Origin of the sequence: Serratia sp. HMSC15F11 (assembly GCF_001808215.1) — a bacterium.
Classification (GTDB): Bacteria; Pseudomonadota; Gammaproteobacteria; order Enterobacterales; family Enterobacteriaceae; genus Serratia; species Serratia nevei.
The window spans coordinates 26,257-43,993 of the sequence record NZ_KV792449.1; the positions used below are offsets into that span (position 1 = coordinate 26,257).

A 17,737-nucleotide genomic window follows, 5' to 3' on the forward strand; every position below is an offset into this window, starting at 1 on the left:
ATTTGCCATTCTTGTATGGTATGAAGGTGGGTTTCTTCGCGGAAGGCACTACATCAGCTGTTTGCCAACCATCATCAGGCCGGCCAGCCAGCCGATACACTGAGGGCCCGCCAGCCAGAACAGTCGGGCTTTTAAAAGGCCGCCCATTCCACCGGTGGTATAGACGCTGTCCGGCATCAGCCACTGGCGCAGGAAGGCGCCGATGGTCATACCGGCTCCGGGGCCGAGCGTCATCCAGAACAGATACCCCATTCCCTGCCCGAAACTGCGAATTTCGCCCGTATTCCCGAATACGTTAAACAGGACAACCACAAGCGCGATACCGAAGGCAATTGCGAAATATTTAATAATTAGCGCCATTCTGTTCAATCCTTATTTTCTGCACTGCTGAGCGGCGCTCAGCATGTTGTCCATAAAACGCGGGGGTACATAGCCGACCTGCTGATTCATTTTCTCCAGTTCCCCGTGGGTATATTTCGTTTTCAGCTCATCCCAGATACAGCCGCAGACCGCAGTGGTTCCGCCACCGGACTTGCAGCCCCGGATAAACTCTCGTTCGTTCTTGTCACCACAACCGCTCACGGCCAGAGTAGACAATAGCGTGAAGACAAAAAATACGCCCCGGGGAGCCATCGCTAGATTTAATTTCTTTTTTATCATCGTGTTAGGTTCCGTATGTTAAGGCAGCCTCTGTTCAGAGTCTGTCAGACTCCACCACACCTTCTTCCGCAAGTGCATGGCTGATGTTGTTCACCACCGTATCCGGGGCGAGCCGGATTTCCGCCAGATGCTTACCCGCCTCAGGTGTTCCCTGGTAAACGTCCAGGGACGCAAACGGTTTGCCTTCATCGTTTGTCCCGGCAGATACCTGGTATGAGGTGTCGCCGTTCCGGACAGTGAATTCCTGCAGACTGATAACCTGATTGCTCTGGTATGCGTACGTGGCGGCGTGTGTCGGTACGGTAATGTCCATTTCCTTATGCTCTGCGCCGGTCTTCCCGAATGAGTACGATACCGACGGGGTGATGATGCAAATCTCGACCTCTTTTTTGTGGTTAGCGGTCTGCGCATAAAAGACGGGCTTTCCGCAGCGTTGGTGGTGTGCCTGTATAAGTGCGTCGGGCGTACCGGCCTTTGCTGCCGACAGCGTTGCCAGCATCATTCCGGTGCTCAGCAGCAGGGCTGTACCGTGTTTCATGTTTTAACTCCTCTTGGAATGGTGTGAGGTTCGGGAGGTAGTTCCCGGAAGGTATGAATGACGTTGCTGATAAAGTGAAAATGCGGAAGGGCGTTGATGAAGTCCTCCATGGCGATAAGTGCGTTAGTCTCGTTGCGATGTCTGAAATGCTGCTCTGAAAGCGAGACGGAGATAATCTCGTCAAGCGAGAAGACGTGAATGGCTCCCTGCCGGCTGGCCACCAGATACCAGTTTGCCTGTGAGAAAATCAGCCGGTAGGGCTCAAGGTGGTCGTGACGAATACCCTTAACCAGGAGGCTGATCATCCGGTGGTGGTAAATCCCTTCAGCAAGCCGCTGAAAGCAGTCCGGGAGGATCCCCGCTGGCTGCTGTACATGACCTATCAGACACGGCGATGTGCCGTTTTCATCCATCAGCAGCTGTATTAACTGACGGCTCTGTGAGGGAATGAGGCGGGCTATTCCGGTGTTGCGGGCAAACGCCAGTGCACCAGGAGTATGATCGCGCATTGGGCTAGTTCGTAACCGCCAGCAGCCGTTATTGCCAGTGAGATCCAGATGCAGCAAACGCTGAGAGAAATCCCGGCGCAGGGTGCGTTCAGATACGCCAAATTCACCGGACAGCGCTTTCAGTGAAAGGGATTCACCGGCAAGAAGCCGGCTGATAATCACCGACAGCCTGAGTGCCAGTCTGTCGTGTCGATGCGCAGGATCCGTGGCACGCATATGCCCTCCGTGAATGAAAAATACTTAGATAACTCATGCGGTTATTATGCAGGACGGGGTGGACAGGGTATGACCAGCGATGAGAGGGATCGCTAGAAAAGATGAAATATTTTTCTGTCTGTAACCGACTGAATTTACGTAGATAATCACGCATTTTTCAGCAAAGGGACTGCAGATGGTCATATCCTGTCAAGAATCAGGTCAGCAGTAGGCGTTGCCAGGGCGGAAGGAGGATGCAGTATGGCGTTGTATAAATCGCTCACTCAGTAAACGCAGTAAGAGGTGAAACAGAACGATGAGAGCCCAGCGGATGCTGTGGATCTCTTTCTCCGGCCAGCCTGCGCGCCGCCAGTAATCCAGGATCCGGGTTACTATCTGTCTTCGGATATAGCGCAGCAGCATGCGTAACTGGGGCCATGTCAGCTTCCTGAGTATCATTTTCTACCTCCTCAAAAAAGTAAGTGCCACAGTGCAGAAGCGGCATTCACAATGCCGTCGCGGATTGTTCCCAGCACTTCCCGGATCGGTTTTGGCAGCGGAATGGCGTCTACTATCCGGCTGAACAGCTCACCCAGTAGATCGCCAAAATCCTGCCGGGCGGTACTCTCTGCCTCCGCAGATCGGTGCTCTTCTCTGACCTGACGAAACACGCCGCTGCTGGCCTCCGGGGGCAGGGCAAATATCATGGTTTCGACCAGACGGGCCAGGTTGTAGCCGGTTTTGGCTGACACCGCATGCACCGGATAAGGACAGGAGAACTGCCGTGAGATAGCTGCGCTTCGGGCGGTCAGCGTCAGCAGCTGGCCGGTGGAGGGCTGACGTGCTGCCCTGTCCCATTCCAGTGAGGGTTCCGCCTTGTCGGCCTGGTTAATAACGAAGATAATGCTGCCCGGTGAGACACCGCATTTGAGTAGGAACCGGTGAAACGCTTCATCGGTCGCGCAGGCCCGGTCATCCGCTTTCATCACCCAGAGAATAAGATCCAGCGTCGGTAACTGCTCTTTATACAGCTGCCGGTATTCACGGTCATAGTCCAGAGATTCACCTGCACCGGGTAAATCGACCAGCGTCATGCGGCGCCCGCCGATATCAAGCGAGAAGCGAAGCGGTTCACGGGTACAGCCCTGGACATCGCTGACCGGACTAAGGGGCTGCTGAAAGAGCGCATTGCAGAGCGAACTTTTGCCACTCCCTGTTTTACCCATGATGCCGATGACTGGCTCGTAATGAATGTGCTGGCGGATGCGGTTCAGTATTGTGCGGGAGAGTGTTTCGGGCAGGAGAGACAGCTGTTTCTTCAGGGCATCAAGACCCTGTTCAGTTTTATCGGACACATTAACCTCCGGGAGTGAAATAATAAAACGGTAGCATTTCTGCTGCCGTTCTCACCAGGGTAATATAGGTCTGAAACTTTTTTGAATGTAATTTTTTAGGGGGGCGAACTGTTCCTGTTGAAAGGACAGTTTGGGGTATGACAGAACAGGTGCAACAGACCCGTTATTATGCAGGCTATTATATGTGAAAAGAGTGCTAACTTGAGAGTAAAAACAAGCGGTTATCTGATGTGAAAACACGACTTTTAAGTGTTTTCTTCTTTTATTGTATTTTCCAATAAGTATATGTTAGCACTTGTCGGGTTGGTAATATAATAATATAGATACTCTTGTTAGTGTTTGTGTTTGTGTAGTTATATTAATAAGCGTATCAGATAGATTAATGGTTATATATGTAAAGTCAGGTAATAAACTAACCTAATGAATGCAATCAATCTAAGTTATCATATCTAGCGTCATATAAATAATACATATTCATATTCTCCCACTTCCTGATATTAATCTGCATGACAGAAAGTAATTTATTACTGCCTGTGTATATCTATTGAACAAACTCACTAACACAAGGTCATTTCATAATGAGCATTAATACTTACAGCTACGGTAAACTGAACCATAACTATGTTAAGCGTATTCAGGATACTATCACTAAAGCCCTGAATGATTATCCCCGTGTAATGGTCCTGAGGGTAGACCTTCGTTTGCCGGAGATTGAGACAGGTTCGTATAACTCAGATTCAGGAATAGTCACCCGTTTCATTGTTTCCCTTAAAGCTCAGATTGAGGCTGACCTACTGAAAAAACAACATACAGGGAAGCGGGTTCACCCTTGTCGTGTTCGTCATATCTGGGCAAGGGAGTTTAATGAGTGCGGTAAAAAACATTATCACGTGGCCTTACTCTTTAATCGTGAAGCCTATGCTTATCCAGGAAGCTATACCAGTGCAGACGGAGAATACACTCACAATCTGGCCATGATGATTATGGAGGCCTGGGTACGGGCACTGGGGCTGAATACAGTGGTTAATCATCAGCAATATTATCCCCTGGTAGAGTTTCCTGCCAATTGCTACTACCACCTGAGTAAAAACCACAGTGACTATACGGCTCAGTTATCCAATGTCACTGACAGGCTTAACTATCTGGCCAAGGACTACAGCAAAGATAATTCAGACAGCCAACGTAATTTTGGCTGTAGTCAGTACTGATGAGGTCATAAGTATTTTTCTACTGGCGAGAGGAATGTTATGTCGGAGTACCAGGTGAGCGATAAATCAATCATTCCTGGCACTCCTGTCTTTCATTTCCTTAAGACAGAGAGAAATCGTCATGACAGATACAACCCGCAGCCTGCTCAGTGATAAAATGGTCGATATGGCATTCATTACGGAATTTACCGGGTGCAGCGATAAATGGTTTTACAAGTTGATTCAGGAAGGTTTATTCCCAAAGCCGATTAAGCTGGGGCGTAGTTCGCGCTGGCTTAAAAGTGAGGTTGAGGAATGGGTTCAGAAACTTATTTCCGAGTCCCGTGCATAATGCATCCTGATGTGCGAGTCGTATACCCCCCCCCATAAACTCTCCTGTGGATCTTAAATATTTATGTAACCTTGTTTGTTATCTGGGTTGTTTGAATATTACAGATAGGCATGCGCTAATTATTCTTGTGTATTTATAATGAGAGCCTGTGCGAATGTTTTATGTTCACCTTGCAGGTCTCTCGTTTACAGTTTTTAGAATAAACTAAACTGAGTTTCGAGAATAAACGACGAAGCATGTTAACTCAGCGGTGATAGTGAGTTAAATAATCACCGGTCCAATACTGTAGATAAAAAGCACTTAACTAATCAGTGGTTCCCCATGATTCCTTGTAACAATTTAATAGCAATCTTGCGTGGTATAAGAGCCACTGAAGCCAACATTGATGTAATGCGTCGAGGTTTACCATTGTATAAATTATGTGTTTTAAGTGTACGTGGCTTTTCTAATAATGCAGCTAAAGCTGCTAAAAAAAATTTTTAGCAACTTTAGCGGGGTATGGTGAAAGAATTCATCTCTTTCCTTGGCTGACTTCCGGCCATCAGCAGAATCCCATCGGACGGATGAACTCCACATACGACACCAGTGTTTCTTGGAACATTTCGATAACAATCATTGCCATTGCAGTCTGTTGGGATCGTAACCACTCAGTGGTGGAGTGGCATTATTTCTGTAGTCTACTGTGTTAAATTTATTGAAAAATGGATTGAGGGGATAAATATAACCATGTGCATCTAATTGTGCTGCCGCGATATAAATCGCACGTTGTGGTGGGTAGCATATTGTGACAACCAGACCGAGCTGAATGAGTTGGTTGAGTGCAGGTGTTAAACGTTCAATTCTTCTGAGTCTGGCGGGACCATGCGTCTCCAGTTCATTCTTTGAGAACGGCTGCCAGGGATTAATTCTTACACCAGTCACTTGCCCTGTTTGAAAATTAGTGACTTTCATTACACCTGTCGGATTAGCAAAGCGATTTTTTATCCAGTCGAACAACTGGTATACATCTTGCTGAAGTTGATACTGTGTACTTAGTTTATAAAAATACTTAGCTGCCTGATTAAGGTGCCACTCAGTAATCGTAAATGCGTTCTTTAAATATTGTTCTGATATATCACTTTCAGAATAGCAATCAAAAATTGCGGCCATGCGTATTGCCTGACTGCTTGCTTTAGACACGAATTCAGGGATGTGCTCCCAGCACTGATTTTTGGCTATATTCAATTGATACTGACTTATTTTTTCTTCAAATAATTTTTTCGCACCCTCAGTTAATGTTAGTGTCCTTTTAGATTTGCTGGTATCGTAAAAATGTTCCTTTTGCTCTTCCAGGAATTTATTTAAATGAATGAATAGATTGTCCAGTGCTTGCCTTGAGTTATCTTGGTTCAGGTTTATTCTTCTCTGACCTATAGTGCTTACTGTTTCTGTAAATAAAAAACGGGCAAGGAATCCGCTAGATACAGCTTTTTTTCCATGGCGTTCCAGATACTCCTCAAATACTTCAGGCTGAACCATAAGAAGAAATGTCAGATATGCGTTAAGACGGATAGTGCCTTCTTTTTTACGTGAGACCGAAAGAGGTTCGTTTTTCCATATTTTATTGAGCAATCCGAGGTTGTTTTTTAACTGGCCGGTAAAAAAAGTCATGGCTTCATCTGCAAATACGCCAGCATACGGATATTCACTCAGTCCCTGAATGATACCTTCTGGCGTTGCATCTTCATAAAACATTTCAAACGCTCTGGGTTTTTTCGGTTCAGCAGCCTGATGCTCGCGCAGAAGAAGTTCTTCAACCTCACCTTCCCCACCATTCTTTACTGCTTTCTGATAATTACGATTTAGTGCTTTTTCTTTTAATGACCAGATAGCATGGTCTTTTTTGTAGACATCAAGTAAATCTTCATATTCCTCATGCATCTCAGAAGCAAATTCATCGAAGGGAGTCATAAGCAATTCACGGAGGGGGCTTTTCCCCTCACCGGATTTTGCGAGCGTCAGAAAATAAAGAGAGCAGGGTTCTGGCTTTTTATTTCCGAAGGGAGAGGCCACTTCAACAAGAGGCTGCAAAGCCAGTGATAATGCCGCCAGCACCGTACTGCCAATCATTTCTATGGGGATAAGGGTGTCTTCATGTAGCGTCGTAATGACATTACGTAAAACTGAAGGAAATACATCTGTCGGATAGTTGTTAAGGTTACTCATTGTAATTACTCAATTTACGATATCAGGAACATACATATCAGGATAAAGCAAAGTGGCAATAAAAAGCGAGCGAGGAAGGTTCCCGGAGCCCTGTCATCACCCCGTAGCCTGGTGAGCATCCCGGCCCATGGGCAACACAGGACCAGTAATGAGCTGCGTAAAAAAGGCGTGTTTATCTCCGACAGCGGGGTTCGCTCCATCTGGCAACGGCACGACCTGGAGAACTTCAGTAAACGGTTGAAGGCGCTTGAGGAAAAGGTTGCCTGAGAAAGCATCGTGCTTACCGGCGCTCAAATCGCAGCTCTGGAGAAGAAGGCGCACGATGACGAACTCAGCGGCGAATGCGAGACGGCACATCCGGTGTATCTGGGCTCGCAGGACACCTTCTACGTGGGCAATCTGAAAGGTGTTGATCATTCTACCAGCAGACGTTCGTGGATACGTATTCGAGAGTGGCACACTGCAAGCTGTATACGAGTAAAACACCGATCACTGTCGCCGACCAGCTCAATGATCGTGTACTGCCGTTCTACGAGGTTCAGGGACTGCCGATGCTGATAATACTGACCGACAGGTGTACGGAGTACCGTGGTAAAGTGGAGCAGCATGTAGTGACACCGGGTTATGCCGGTGTCACCGAATTTAAAACATACCGTAAAGCAGTGCGGAAACTGTCAATAAACCGCACCCCAGCACTATCACTGCGGTTGGGCCGCGCAGCGGTTTGAGCACCGGGCGGATTAACACTAGCCAGGTAGGAATAACAAACAGGAATATGGCAATTAATGGCCCGCAGACGGTTTCAATCATATTGATCACGTCCGGGTTTAAGAACACCACAATGGAAGTGACGATAAACATCACCACCGTTGTCAGTAGCTTCACGCTTTGGAGTTAACTATTGCGCTTAAGGTTGAACAGATCACTGGCGAGCACGTTAAAAGTTTCTGCCACCGGCATCGAGATCCCCAAAAACGACTTCGTCATGCCCAGAATAGCAATCAGCGGCGCCAGATACAGCATGGCACTCATTCCGCCCTGCTCACCAATCACCGACAGTACGTTTAAATTTTGAGCCTTCGCGATCTCAAAAGTTGAACGAGGGGTACTTAAAATACAACTCAACACGAAGAAAATAATACTGATGAAAATCAGCCAATAAGCTCGACGGATAACGCGAACTGATTGTGTCTCACCACCGTGCCCCGGCTCGCGATACCAGGATGCAAGTGCAGGAATTAGCGGGGCAGAACAGAGTGAGAAAGCGATGAGCGGCAGGGTCAGCCACAGAGATTTCAGTGAGCTTGCGATGTCAGTGGTATGCGTCTGTCGCCACGCGTAGGTGATATTATGGATATCCCAGGCCGGAATTTGTGACGTTGCGACGACAATAATAGCAATCGCAAAAGGCAACGCCAACGCGCTCATAGTACTTACCACTTTGTCGCGACCTTTGCTCAATACAGGGTGCAAAATCACCAGTACAACCAGCGTCAGGGGAGCACGACTAATGCCGTTGATGTGCAGACGCTCGTTGAAAAAGTGACTCAGCGCATTTACCAATGAAACAGCATAGACCAGAGTCACCGGATAATGGGCCACGCAGAAAAACAGTTTCATCGCCTGACGGCCTTTGGAACCGAAGAAAGAGCCGAACAGGGGTAAGGTTTGATCAGTCTGGTCTTGGCCCTGCTTGTCGCGCATAAAAACGCGGCAGATAAGCACGTGCGGAACAAGCGAAAGCGGGAAAGCAAGAAGGAGTAGCGAAATAAACACCATCGGCCCATGGGTACCAATCTCAACCGGTAGAAATAGCGTTCCGGCACCGACGGTTGCGCCATAAACACCCATCATCCAGATGGTATCATTTTTTGTCCATTGCGGGCGTGTTATAGCAGTTTCTTTATTCATATTACTCACAGTGTTTCGGTATGACGATGACGTAAATAGTTATAACTGTAGGGTGTTCCAGACAGAACAAATAGAGTGTTTCTTATAGTTATCTCGACGTGAACGCTCCATACTACGGGTGGCAAGAGGCCAGCAGCAAGCGGTTTTTGGATGTGTCCTTGGCACGCCGCCCCTGTCCGCTGCCCCTGAAACAAGCGCCTATTACGGCTTTACCGAACGGTGCTGATGAAAACAGGCTTGATGATTAGGAGATCGAATCGACCATTTTTGATAGCCATAACCATGAATCGTAGCATGATACACTCTCAGATAACGGGGAGTGGCGAGTTATTACGCGTAAAAATGCCTGCACTGCTGTTTTTTTAATCCAAAACCCGTTTAGCGCCCTGGATTATTTATTTCTATCCAAGGACGCTATAACTCAGCTACTAACGCCCTCAGTTCCGAGAGGCAGCATGTAACCTGTTATAAATATAGTGTCTATAGCTATTAAGAAGCGGTTTATCCCCACAATCGTTCAAAGCTCCTTTACACAGATGACGCATGTCGATATTGGCCTGGTAGAATGGTGATACCTTCAAGTTAGCTTGTTCCAGCAGTATCCCTCCCAGAAAAGCTATATCAGTCACCGATCCCAGGTCTGATACTGTTCGCATATTGGTGTTATCTCTCAGGCTAAACTGCGTAAGATGAGAGGCATCTGTTAGCGATGTCGTATAGCCGTTAGCCCAATCTATGCTCGGCTGATGGTCACCAAAATACATAAACATTGTTGGCTTTTGGCGCTGGTCGACAAACTGGAAAAATTCTGACATCGCTACGTCAGAATTTTTTATTTTTTCCATATAGTGACTGAATTTAGATGCAGAATCTTTGTTTTTTACCACCGAGGATAGTTGATAGTCATCCCTATGATCAGAAGCGTAAGGACCATGCTCATACATGGTAAGTGCATAGACAAAAATAGGCTTATCAGTATGAATATCTAAGATTTTTTTGATGTAATGCAGTATGTCTGCTGTGGTGATATGCCACAAATTATCTTGCAGACTACCGGGATAACCCAGCTCCTGTGGCTGGATAATCTTATCGACCCCCATCATAGTATAGGCGTGGCCGGCATTATAGGCTGACTTATTGAATGGAGTGAGTACCACGGTATAATAACCATTGGCTTTCATCTGTTTGAAAAGGCTATCATTCACATGGTCGATAACCGAGTAAAATACCGCATTTTTCCTAGCACCAAAATCATCACTGCGCAGTCCCGTGAGAACTGCAAACTCCGATAGCCAGGTCCCTCCTCCAAATGTTTGCACCCTCAAGAGTGTTTGTGCTTTCACAGCATTTCCTTGTTCAAACATGGATAAATGCGGTAGCAACGCTGGAGTCGGCACTTGATACAATCGCGGATCAGTGGTTGACTCTTGCAACAGCAGCACAATGTCGGGATATAGACTTGAAGCGGCTTTAGTTTCTCTGTGGAGGACGGCCGCGCGAGTGATGAAATCCCCTTCTCTATCATCAGAAAAGTACGGCGGATCATAGTCCGTCTGGCTACTCGACATAACCAAATTAGACACAACGCCAGTTCCTCCCGGCAGTCGACCTACCCAGTCGTTTTGATAACGCATAACACACTGGCTTACCAACCAACCGCTGGCTACCAAGATGGAAATAGCAATCAATTGTGGTGTAAATCCATGCCGGCGCGGTACCGCACGCCATCCAACAATGAGAGTGAAGATGACAAAAGCACCCAGCCCGACTAGGGCCAGTCCAGCGGCCGGGTAATGAAGCAGCGTATCCGCATTGGATAGGTCTGCCAACATGTAGAAGTCAGGGAACATCAATTTATCTTTATAATAATGCACCTTGAGTTGATTAATAAACTGCAGCACGATAACCAGTAGGCTGCCAGCTGACACGGAAAACATCGCTTTCGCAGAAATCAAATAAACCAGCCCACAAAAAAAAATAAAAGCGCCACTGGCAGTAACCAGGGGATAAATATCACCCGATGCATTACCCACCAAAATAATTAAAGCCGCAGTAATTAACAGAGTCAGATAAGAGTAAGACTTTGGCGCAGAACTAAACTGCGTCATTATCGATGGGTAAACTTGATATTTCACGATGCTAACGGTCTCCTGTAGAAACGCCCTTTACGGGCGACCTATAAATTTCTTGTAAAAAACAGTCGCCTCGGCAATATAAAAAGGTTTTATAGCTAGAAAGTAAAACCCACTGCTAACAATAAAGATCACACGCAGCATCTCTTTATCGCGAGGCCTGCTCCATTACTGGGGGGGAACTTGAATTTTTTAACCTTAAGATGCAACTCCATTAGAAAAACGGAAAAATATTAAAGCGTCATTTAGCGGTAATCTTGAAGACCAAAAAACATATAGCAACCAGTAAAAAATTTATCAAACGCACAGATAAAAGCCCCCTTCCATACCGTAACACCTCATCTTTGGCTAGTAACTAATACCTAGAGCATGAGCGATGCAATACGTCAAAAGGCACACTCCTCCATCCGCCATAGCGTATTTTAAATTGTTAATAACAACCAGTTTCGCAATATGCAAAAATCAAAAAAACATCCCTACTTACCGCCGTGAACCTGACGATTTAATTGCCACCACAAAAGTCCTGTAAATGCCTCCCAGCGATGGCATTCTTTCCCTTTGATTAAATCCATGCGCTCAGGGCTAGCAAGAAGCAGTCCAGATTTATTTTTCCAAGGCCGAAACTCAGGCTTTCCGGTAAAAATGCAGGCACCTTCATTTGTAATCGTGATTTCAGGATTATATCCATTACACCAAGTACCATCCAAATGCTGAGCCAACAAGTTGCACCCCGTGCGATAATATAATGTATCCGAAAGACTAAGTTGATATAGCGTCGGTAGAATATCTTTATGGCTTCCAACCCTATTACCATCGAAATAGCTGCTATGTTGGTAGTTCAGAGGAACGTAAATATAAAATGGCACAGCATGGCCAAGTGCTAACTCTTGAGGCTCTGGATAACCTATCCCCCGTATATTATGATCACCAGTGACTGCAACAATAGTATGCGAACCTAACGTCTCAGACTTAACCCAGCTAATAAACCGCCCTAATTGATCATTAGAATAGTATAAGGTGCTCATAACCTCATTCAACTCCTCATCAGCTGCTAATTTTCTTAATCTTAGTTTTTCTTGAACAGTTAGATCAATATGCTTTTTTTCGTGACCTTTAGGCGTTTTGTAAGGAGGATGATGTGTTGTTGACATCGACATGATAAACACATGCTCTCCTTTTTTTTCCGCCTCTTTCAAACGCTCGGTCATATAACGAAACATATATTCATCCGGGACGCCCCAGGTTCCGATTTCCGCCTCAGGGTAGCGTTTTTTTAGACCATTCTGCTCTATAAATTCGCTGACACCTAAATGAGGAAGAAACTGATTGAGATTATGCCAGGCACCATTTCCTGAAGTTACAAAAATAATTTTATAGCCATTTGCTAAGAAGGGTTTAAACATATTACTGGCAAAATTGACATTTTGAGCGCTAGTCTGTCCGATACTGCTCATCGGGCTACGAATAAAAAGCCGACTCAAAGTATCAATCGTACCATCACCTTCAGAAATGAAACGGTCGAAACGCCAATCAGCCAACCAGTGCTTTCTTAAGGCCCCCAGTAAATCTCTTTCTTGATTGTCGAAACTCGCCAGGTGGTACCCCATACTTTCCATTACAGACAGTACAACATTTGGCGGATTTTTTTTCACATATGGATTTGCATCAGTCTGAGTCATAAAAGACCGAAGGCCAGGTGCCGAACTTCCCCCCAAAAACTGACTTAATAACTTGCTACCTTCTTCATCCGTAGCTGCTGAAAAATTACCGCTTTCAGCATAAGCATTGAAAGCCCAGTTAAGAGCAATCACTCCATTAGGAGTGAGCATATTTAGCATTTTTACTTCTGAAACTTGAGCATCACTCTGCCGCAAAGGAAAAGTTCCGACAGAACCGCGCATGCCGACAACACAAGCAAGAATGACAAGTAATGTATTAATAATAGATACCGACAGCCTGAGCGTGCCTCCTTTCTTATGACTCAGATAATACTGCCAGCGCCAGTAAATTTTTAACACAATAGAAAAAAACAATATAAGAAAAAGTAAAACCCATATAACCGGGTATTCTTTCCAAACCGTTTTTAATACAGCAGTGGTATCATCATCAACTAACCCGAACACAAAAACATCAATAAAACGCCCATAAGTTACATAATAAAAAACATTTCCAACTGTAATTGCTGTGACTATCAAGCTTAACACGGCAGCCATCCAGGGCCAAAAATGTTGCCATATAATAAAACCACGCCTATCCACTGAAAAACTGGCGGCGACTAATAAGAAAGGCACAAAAATCAAACAGGCAACGCGGACATCGAACAGGCCTCCAATCCAGAACATCCGTATGACATCATGAGAAAAATCCGTCAATAGCCCTGGTGTTTTATTAGTGTAAAATAAATAAGCACGCCCCAACATCTGGATAAGAAAAACAAATAGCCAAGGTAGTAGCAATGCTAGGAATGCTTGCCTAAATCTGCTAAACCACATAGAACCCTCTAATGAAAAAATCTAACAAAAAATAATGCATCAAGTTTTTATCCTCAACCAGCAATCATCTCATCAATGGAGTAAATATTATTATTTGAATAAAGCGAATCTAATCCCCTCTCTCAAGGAAAGTTTGCAGATAAATATATTTCAGCAGCTAATACAATACGGAACTAGATACTAGTATGCCATATGATATAGTCACACTTAATCGCTAATTATAACTCGTTGTCACTGAATTTAGCTCCAGAACACATATCTTTTTAACGCTGAGTGCAACTCGCACAATCAGGAAAACTTGTTCAGTCAATGAATTTGCTGGCGGATTAACTCTGCGATCCGAAGCCCCTCTGTTTCCAACATTCATCCCTACAGTGTATCGTCACCACTGTTTATCCTTTAGAAAACACCATGCTGCATCAGGCTCTCGGCCCCCCCCCTATTTGTTCACAATTTTTCCACACTCTTACTGTGCTTCGCTCATGTCACGTAACATTCATCTTGCTATTAGCTAACAAGACCATTTTTTATCCACCACATTGTTTATCTCCAACCACCAATGCCTCACTCATCCCCGCTGTCTCCGAACCTGAGTCACATTTCAAGTAACTGGACTTTTCATAAATGAAACTAGTTTTCATTTTTACTAAGCCATTGCGATAAAATTTAATTGCTTATGATACTGAAGTTAATTATAAAACGTTTATACTGACTTCATGTGGAGATGATGTGTAGACTGTGTGTAGAAACATGGTATTCATACATAATGTGGAGATTAAATGAAAACCATTAAAGTACTTCTTGCAGAGGATGAGAAAGACATTCGTGAGATCCTTACTGCCTATCTCAATAATGAGGGCTTCGAAGTCGTGACTGCATGCAACGGTCAGCAAGCGGTCGCGCTGTTTCGGGCTTCAGCACCACAGTTAGTGATTCTGGATATCAAAATGCCGCTAATGGATGGCTGGCAGGTACTTAATGAAATTCGCAAGACACACGACACCCCCATCATGATGCTAACAGCACTAGATACAGATGTTGACAAAATTCATGCACTCCGCAACGGTGCTGATGACTATATTGTCAAACCATTTAATCCAGCAGAGGTGAGCGCCAGGGTGAATGTTATCTTGCGTAGAATACAGTTTCACAGCGCCGACAAAAACACCTCAGTTTACTCAACCAAGAATATTTACATTAACATCGAAAATCATCAGGTTAAAATAAAAATCTCCGGTGAAGATATCGGCGACAAATTAACATCAACCGAATTCAAGATATTGACACATCTTATTCGCTACCCCAAGCGGGTTTTTACCCGACAAGAATTGCTTGAGCACTGTTTGCCGGAAAATGACGCCAATGAGCGTACCGTAGATAGCCATATCAGCAAGCTCAGAAAGAAATTTTGGCAAGCGGGTCTGCTAAATGTCCCTGAAAGTATTCGTGGCTTTGGTTATCGGCTGGGAGACTGATATGGCACATCGCAGCATCAATCAGCTGTTTTTCTTCCTGATGCAGAAGTGTATTAGACGTCAACTCCCGCGGGCCGTTGGATACGGCCCGCGGGAGCCGGTCTAAAAAGGAGAGTCAATGTTGATGAAAAAATAGGTATAAATCCAGTTGAGTCGAACATATTCAAAACAAGGCGATACGCAAAATTCTAAACCGCTTCACGTTTTGAGACTACTAAACTTAAATTTTTAATTATTATTACATCGTATCTTTTGGTTCAGCTCATCCCCACCCTAACTCTTTAATTTCTCAGGGCTATTTAGATAGTTTTGTTGAAAATAATGATTTTTGCCCTTTTTTCGATGGCTACGCAGGAAGCTCTTAATCAGAGTTGGCCACGATACGCTGATGTGCGATAGACACTTTCGGACCTTCAGCGTAGTAGATGACTTTAATTGCGAAGCACTGGTAATTGAAATTGACCAGAGTATCGGCGCACAACAAGTGATTAGCATGCTGGGCAGAGTTGAGGAAAATCGCGGATATCTGGTGAAGATCCTGATCGTTAACAGTCCGATTCTAAACCCACTGCCACTGGCACAATGGACTGAAGATCATGGGGTTATTCTGGAGTTTATCAAGTCTGTAAAGTTGACATGGAATATTTCTATCGAATGTTTTACAGGGATATCGGGCAGAAACTTTGGATTTTTATCAGTTCAGAACTTTGAATGAAGCACAGAAAATCATAGGGTGCTGAACGAAGGAATCCATCAGAGAAAGGGCCCATTAATGTCTAAATAGCCTGATGCTGCCGAGTCCCAACAGATGGCTGAAAAAATGGAAACCTAAAAATTAAGTGGAACTAAAATGGAGGGGGGGTATAATAGAGCATGGTAGGAAAAGATTCTGTCTTTATCTTGCATCATGTAATTTCATTGGTGTTACTGATGGAAGTGGTTTAATGATTTTTGTGTTGAACTTGTTTTCACTGAGTATAAAGCAAAGAGATCTTGCAATGGCTTTTAAAAACAAAATACGAGTAGTTAAACAAGCCCCTAAAATTAAAGCGGGTAATCTTTTAATGCAAATCACCAAGATTCTAATTTTCATAGCTCTTGTCGCTTTGGTCGGCGCACAAATATACTCTGACTTTGATTTTAGTATGTTGTTTGCCCCTATGATGTAATTAAATTATTTTTGTGTTTCTATGTGAAAAATGTTTATTGCAACTTCCGGGCTTGCCAATGTTGTGCTGCTAATCGGATTAGCCAATTTTTATTCATCAAGCTTTCTTATATTATTTATAAATAGATCCCTTATCTAACCCAGTATATTTATTCAACTTCTTGTTGCCTTGATGGAATTATTCCGATCAAAGTTAATACGCAAGATTTGATGATCAATACTAGATTGAGATGACCGGGAAAAGTGATATTAACAAACCAAAAGAAAAAGAAGATCACCAGAGAAATCGGCCAAGCAAGTGAAAATAACCGTGTGTCACAGAGTCGTTGGGCACAAAATAGCAGTTTTAATATGATCAGCAAGAAACCGCAAGGGAGATAAAGGAGAACCCTGAAGTATGAAATAAGCATATCAAAGAACGAAGAATTGTTGATAACGGAAATCGTAACTGACTGCAAGAATAAATGATCGTTTTTATAGAGAACTAAAAAATTTATCCATGTAAAGCTAAAAGCTACCGTTGCTGACATCCAAATTGAGTATTCTTTTCGGGATAAAGGATTAGTAATCATCTATTTTTACCATTGAAATTAAAAGTCATAATTTACGAGATTGATTTATCACTAGATTTGAACTTAACAAGCAATTTTTCAGCTGACATCCAAAGCTCGTCACGAGGTGTGTTCGCTTTACGAAATGTGGTAGGAGAAACACCATAATGGTTCTTAAATACTCTACAGAAAGATTGTTGCTCAGGATAACCATACTCAACTGCAATATCTAAGACTTTTCTGTCGGTAGATAAGAGTACTTTAGCAGCCTCTGTCATTTTCCTCGATCGGATGTAAGACTTCATCGACATACCTGTCAAAGAGCAAAACCTACGCTGAACATACCATCTAGAGTATCCTGTTTTATCAATTAAGTTAATGATACTTATAGGTTGTTTAATATACCTCTCCAAAAGAATTATGATACTAGTAATGAACATTCTAGATTGTTCCATTTTGCTCACTTTCATTACATTTTTCCTGAACCCTTTTCCTTGCCATTGAAATCCCAATTATCGCTTAAGTCTGTCAAGATGGTGTCAATTTTTGTTTTTTTTCTTGATGATTAATTGCGTTTTATGCCAACTAATTGAATTTAAATGAAAATAAACTTAACATTAGGCCTATCTATCGAGAAAGTCTACTGAATTCCATTTTTGGCCATTGAGCATAAACTTCATCCGATTTTTGTTTATTATCTTATTAAAAAAATGCTAAAATTCATTATATTGTTCTTTACATTGACAGAGAAATTGAATAACAGGTTAATATATGGAAGGAAAAAGAGTTTTAATCATTGAGGACGATATGCGGGCTGCAGAGGTCCTGGAAGCTTATCTAAAAAGAGAGTGTTTTACTGTTGCTAAAGTGGGTGATGGTGTTAAAGGCCTCGAGATGGTTTTTTCCTGGCAACCTGATTTGATCTTATTGGATGTCATGCTGCCAGGGATAAACGGCCATGAAATACTGGCTCGAGTGCGTAGAAAGAGCGATGTGCCGGTCATCAT

General features: G+C 44.0%; 14 protein-coding genes and 3 pseudogenes. 7 read left to right on the forward strand and 10 right to left on the reverse strand.

All coding sequences use genetic code 11. The features are described 5' to 3' along the window. Window positions 1-48: 48 nt before the first annotated feature. The 5 genes from HMPREF3138_RS10415 to HMPREF3138_RS10440 all read right to left on the reverse strand — a co-directional run bounded on the left by HMPREF3138_RS10415 (window position 49) and on the right by HMPREF3138_RS10440 (window position 3,257). Window positions 49-360 carry a hypothetical protein gene (locus HMPREF3138_RS10415; protein WP_032729490.1) on the reverse strand — a complete coding sequence of 104 codons (312 nt, stop codon included), beginning with the start codon at window positions 358-360 and terminating at the stop codon, window positions 49-51. A gap of 12 nt (window positions 361-372) precedes the next feature. Continuing rightward, window positions 373-660: a hypothetical protein gene (locus HMPREF3138_RS10420; protein WP_226881291.1), complete on the reverse strand. Its 288-nt coding sequence runs from the start codon at window positions 658-660 to the stop codon at window positions 373-375. Between the two features lie 34 nt (window positions 661-694). Then, window positions 695-1,198: a hypothetical protein gene (locus HMPREF3138_RS27110; RefSeq protein ID WP_226881293.1), complete on the reverse strand. Its 504-nt coding sequence runs from the start codon at window positions 1,196-1,198 to the stop codon at window positions 695-697. Beyond that, window positions 1,195-1,923 (reverse strand): helix-turn-helix transcriptional regulator, encoded by a 729-nt coding sequence (locus HMPREF3138_RS10430; protein WP_032729489.1) that lies wholly within the window; start codon window positions 1,921-1,923, stop codon window positions 1,195-1,197. The genes HMPREF3138_RS27110 and HMPREF3138_RS10430 overlap by 4 nt, the downstream gene beginning before the upstream one ends. Before the next feature lie 449 nt (window positions 1,924-2,372). Next, window positions 2,373-3,257 carry a GTPase family protein gene (locus HMPREF3138_RS10440; protein ID WP_032729486.1) on the reverse strand — a complete coding sequence of 295 codons (885 nt, stop codon included), beginning with the start codon at window positions 3,255-3,257 and terminating at the stop codon, window positions 2,373-2,375. Between the two features lie 578 nt (window positions 3,258-3,835). On the opposite strand from HMPREF3138_RS10440, the gene HMPREF3138_RS10445 reads away from it, so the two are divergent. Continuing rightward, window positions 3,836-4,465, forward strand: coding sequence for an inovirus Gp2 family protein (locus tag HMPREF3138_RS10445; RefSeq protein WP_032729484.1), 630 nt, complete (start codon window positions 3,836-3,838; stop codon window positions 4,463-4,465). 121 nt (window positions 4,466-4,586) lie between these two features. Beyond that, entirely contained in the window at window positions 4,587-4,796 is a 210-nt protein-coding gene (locus tag HMPREF3138_RS10450) for a helix-turn-helix transcriptional regulator (protein ID WP_032729483.1), read from the forward strand. A 612-nt stretch (window positions 4,797-5,408) separates the two neighbouring features. Here the strand turns inward: HMPREF3138_RS10450 and HMPREF3138_RS10455 are convergent. Next, the gene (locus HMPREF3138_RS10455) at window positions 5,409-7,001 is read right to left on the reverse strand and encodes a YfjI family protein (RefSeq protein ID WP_032729482.1); all 1,593 of its coding nucleotides are present in this window, start codon (window positions 6,999-7,001) and stop codon (window positions 5,409-5,411) included. Between the two features lie 111 nt (window positions 7,002-7,112). Here HMPREF3138_RS10455 and HMPREF3138_RS25440 point away from each other — a divergent pair. Further along, window positions 7,113-7,609 (forward strand): annotated as a pseudogene (locus HMPREF3138_RS25440) (IS481 family transposase); the annotation flags it as partial. Window positions 7,610-7,643: 34 nt separating this feature from the next. Here the strand turns inward: HMPREF3138_RS25440 and HMPREF3138_RS10465 are convergent. From HMPREF3138_RS10465 to HMPREF3138_RS25445, 3 genes and pseudogenes are all read right to left on the reverse strand, one after another. Next, a pseudogene (locus HMPREF3138_RS10465) lies at window positions 7,644-8,912 on the reverse strand (amino acid permease). Window positions 8,913-9,349: 437 nt separating this feature from the next. Continuing rightward, the gene (locus HMPREF3138_RS10470; RefSeq protein WP_004856877.1) at window positions 9,350-11,020 is read right to left on the reverse strand and encodes an LTA synthase family protein; all 1,671 of its coding nucleotides are present in this window, start codon (window positions 11,018-11,020) and stop codon (window positions 9,350-9,352) included. Window positions 11,021-11,520: 500 nt separating this feature from the next. Further along, window positions 11,521-13,536, reverse strand: a complete 2,016-nt coding sequence (locus HMPREF3138_RS25445) for an LTA synthase family protein (protein WP_004856879.1) — start codon at window positions 13,534-13,536, stop codon at window positions 11,521-11,523. A 779-nt stretch (window positions 13,537-14,315) separates the two neighbouring features. Between HMPREF3138_RS25445 and HMPREF3138_RS10480 the strand changes: the two genes are divergently transcribed. The 3 genes and pseudogenes from HMPREF3138_RS10480 to HMPREF3138_RS10490 all read left to right on the forward strand — a co-directional run bounded on the left by HMPREF3138_RS10480 (window position 14,316) and on the right by HMPREF3138_RS10490 (window position 16,180). Then, complete coding sequence (locus HMPREF3138_RS10480; protein ID WP_004856883.1) at window positions 14,316-15,011, forward strand: response regulator; 696 nt, start codon at window positions 14,316-14,318, stop codon at window positions 15,009-15,011. 342 nt (window positions 15,012-15,353) lie between these two features. Next, a pseudogene (locus tag HMPREF3138_RS10485) lies at window positions 15,354-15,739 on the forward strand (IS3 family transposase); the annotation flags it as partial. A gap of 216 nt (window positions 15,740-15,955) precedes the next feature. Then, complete coding sequence (locus HMPREF3138_RS10490; protein WP_004856888.1) at window positions 15,956-16,180, forward strand: hypothetical protein; 225 nt, start codon at window positions 15,956-15,958, stop codon at window positions 16,178-16,180. 603 nt (window positions 16,181-16,783) lie between these two features. On the opposite strand, the gene HMPREF3138_RS25455 is transcribed toward HMPREF3138_RS10490, so the two are convergent. Continuing rightward, window positions 16,784-17,200: a helix-turn-helix transcriptional regulator gene (locus tag HMPREF3138_RS25455; RefSeq protein ID WP_050482927.1), complete on the reverse strand. Its 417-nt coding sequence runs from the start codon at window positions 17,198-17,200 to the stop codon at window positions 16,784-16,786. Between the two features lie 301 nt (window positions 17,201-17,501). Here HMPREF3138_RS25455 and HMPREF3138_RS27115 point away from each other — a divergent pair. After that, the coding region (locus HMPREF3138_RS27115) for a response regulator (protein ID WP_246828719.1) at window positions 17,502-17,737 on the forward strand (236 nt) is incomplete at its 3' end.

Excerpts from the sequence above, each read along its gene's own strand:
- HMPREF3138_RS27110 (WP_226881293.1), bottom strand. The coding sequence starts at position 1,198 with ATGAAACACGGTACAGCCCTGCTGCTGAGCACCGGAATGATGCTGGCA.
- HMPREF3138_RS10490 (WP_004856888.1), top strand. The coding sequence starts at position 15,956 with ATGATTTTTGTGTTGAACTTGTTTTCACTGAGTATAAAGCAAAGAGAT.
- HMPREF3138_RS25455 (WP_050482927.1), bottom strand. The coding sequence starts at position 17,200 with ATGAAAGTGAGCAAAATGGAACAATCTAGAATGTTCATTACTAGTATC.
- HMPREF3138_RS10450 (WP_032729483.1), top strand. The coding sequence starts at position 4,587 with ATGACAGATACAACCCGCAGCCTGCTCAGTGATAAAATGGTCGATATG.
- HMPREF3138_RS10470 (WP_004856877.1), bottom strand. The coding sequence starts at position 11,020 with ATGACGCAGTTTAGTTCTGCGCCAAAGTCTTACTCTTATCTGACTCTG.
- HMPREF3138_RS10480 (WP_004856883.1), top strand. The coding sequence starts at position 14,316 with ATGAAAACCATTAAAGTACTTCTTGCAGAGGATGAGAAAGACATTCGT.
- HMPREF3138_RS25445 (WP_004856879.1), bottom strand. The coding sequence starts at position 13,536 with ATGTGGTTTAGCAGATTTAGGCAAGCATTCCTAGCATTGCTACTACCT.
- HMPREF3138_RS10455 (WP_032729482.1), bottom strand. The coding sequence starts at position 7,001 with ATGAGTAACCTTAACAACTATCCGACAGATGTATTTCCTTCAGTTTTA.
- HMPREF3138_RS10420 (WP_226881291.1), bottom strand. The coding sequence starts at position 660 with ATGATAAAAAAGAAATTAAATCTAGCGATGGCTCCCCGGGGCGTATTT.
- HMPREF3138_RS10415 (WP_032729490.1), bottom strand. The coding sequence starts at position 360 with ATGGCGCTAATTATTAAATATTTCGCAATTGCCTTCGGTATCGCGCTT.
- HMPREF3138_RS10430 (WP_032729489.1), bottom strand. The coding sequence starts at position 1,923 with ATGCGTGCCACGGATCCTGCGCATCGACACGACAGACTGGCACTCAGG.
- HMPREF3138_RS10445 (WP_032729484.1), top strand. The coding sequence starts at position 3,836 with ATGAGCATTAATACTTACAGCTACGGTAAACTGAACCATAACTATGTT.